This is a genomic window from Kitasatospora putterlickiae (assembly GCF_039527695.1).
GTDB lineage: Bacteria > Actinomycetota > Actinomycetes > Streptomycetales > Streptomycetaceae > Kitasatospora > Kitasatospora putterlickiae.
Map to the genome: position 1 here is coordinate 1 of NZ_BAAAKJ010000514.1, position 1,624 is coordinate 1,624.

General features: G+C 70.8%; 2 protein-coding genes. One reads left to right on the top strand and one right to left on the bottom strand.

The features are described 5' to 3' along the window. Window positions 1-12 precede the first annotated feature (12 nt). Window positions 13-588 (bottom strand): hypothetical protein, encoded by a 576-nt coding sequence (locus tag ABD308_RS38340; protein ID WP_344345570.1) that lies wholly within the window; start codon window positions 586-588, stop codon window positions 13-15. Between the two features lie 183 nt (window positions 589-771). Between ABD308_RS38340 and ABD308_RS38345 the strand changes: the two genes are divergently transcribed. Beyond that, the gene (locus tag ABD308_RS38345) at window positions 772-1,611 is read left to right on the top strand and encodes an ankyrin repeat domain-containing protein (protein ID WP_344345572.1); all 840 of its coding nucleotides are present in this window, start codon (window positions 772-774) and stop codon (window positions 1,609-1,611) included. Window positions 1,612-1,624: the final 13 nt, after the last annotated feature.

Genomic DNA, 1,624 nt, shown 5'->3' on the forward strand with positions numbered 1-1,624 from the left:
CGGCCCGCCGGTTCAGCGCCCGACGCCCTGAAGGACACCGGCCTCGGCGGCGGCCGGACCGGTTCGGTCGGACGGCGGGCACACGCGCACCTCCAGCCGTTCCAGCTGCTGTGCGCTGTCCCGGCACTCGGCGGCGTCGTCGCCGAGGCCTCGCGCATCCAGCTCGCGGCCGAGCGCGAGGACGCCGTCGCGCAGGCGCAGCAGCGCGCCGCGGGTGCGGGCCGGCTCGCGGGCCGGGACGGGGTTCTTCTTGGTGGCGGGGAAGGTCTTGGTGTCGAGGTGGTCCACCGTGTCCTGGACGCTCTCCCAGGCGTCCAGGAGGAGGGTCTGCTGGGTGCTGAGCATGGGGAGCAGGGTCACGGGGGTGCCGTCGGCGCTGTGGCTGACCGCGCCGTCGACACCGAGGCCGGCGCTCCCGTGGACGGTGGCCAGGGTCTGGACGGCGGTCAGCAGCATGTCGGCGGCCTCGCGCAGCGCGGTGCGCGCCTTCCGGGCCCGGCGCCCCTCGGACGTGTCCTGCTTCTCGGCGGCCAGTAGGGCCAGCGCCTCGTCGCCGAGCTGGTCATGGCACGCCAGCAGCGCGGTCACGGCTTCGACGAGATGGCTCTCGGGGGCGGTCTGCTGGTGTCCTGTGACAGGTGATCTTGACCGTTTGCCAAGTGATCTTGACCGCTCCGGAGGCTGGGGCTCAATCGCGCAGCGGTTGTGGCCAGGACGGAGCCTGCCGGAAACTCGTTCGCTCCCCAACCCGTTCGCGGGCACAATCGGCCGGTGGATCTGCCCTTGCTACTGGCCGCTGTCGAACGCGAAGACGACGACGCGGCACTCGAACTCCTTCATGACGCCACCGCGGACGACCTGGCCGGCGACGACGCCGTGACCCTGCTGACCGCCGCCGCGCACGCCGGACGCGACAAGGTCGTCGACCACTTGGTCGCCTGGGACGTCGATGTAAGCCGTCCATGGGACGGAGATGTGGACCCCGTGACATGGGCGGCGGAGAACGGCCGGTACTGGGTGCTCCAGGCCCTCTTGTCCCGCTGCAGTGATCCCCTCGGCAGCGACAGCCCGCACCGGCGGGCGCTGCGTGCCGCACAGGAGGCCCTCGCGTCCGGGACAGGGGCGGGGATCGGGCAGCCGCCCGCCCACTGGGGTGTCATCACCGATCTGGAGGTCGCACTGGGCGTCCACCGCTCGCCCGACGAGCTGATGGCCCGTGCTCTGGTGCACGCCGATCCCGATCACGACGACTGGTTCGCCTCGGTCTTCCACCTGGGGCTGCGGATCGACCAGGAGACCTTCGACTGGGCCCTCGAAGCAGCCCAGGACACATCCGACCGTGACCGCAGGCGATTCGGACTCGACACGATCAACCACCTGGGAATCGGGTTGAGCGTCAGCGTCGACGTGGACGACACCGAGCTCCCCTTCACCCGCGAAGCGGAGGACTTCCTGCGCCCGCTGCTTCACAGCGAGCAGGACCCCCGCACTCTCTCCATCGCCCTCGCCGCCTTCGGCGAGCACTGCTCCAGCGACATGGCCCCGGCACTGCTGCCCCACGCCGACCACCCCGTGAACCGCACCGGTTCGAATGGAGGCTCGATTCTCTGAGAGGATTGAGTCA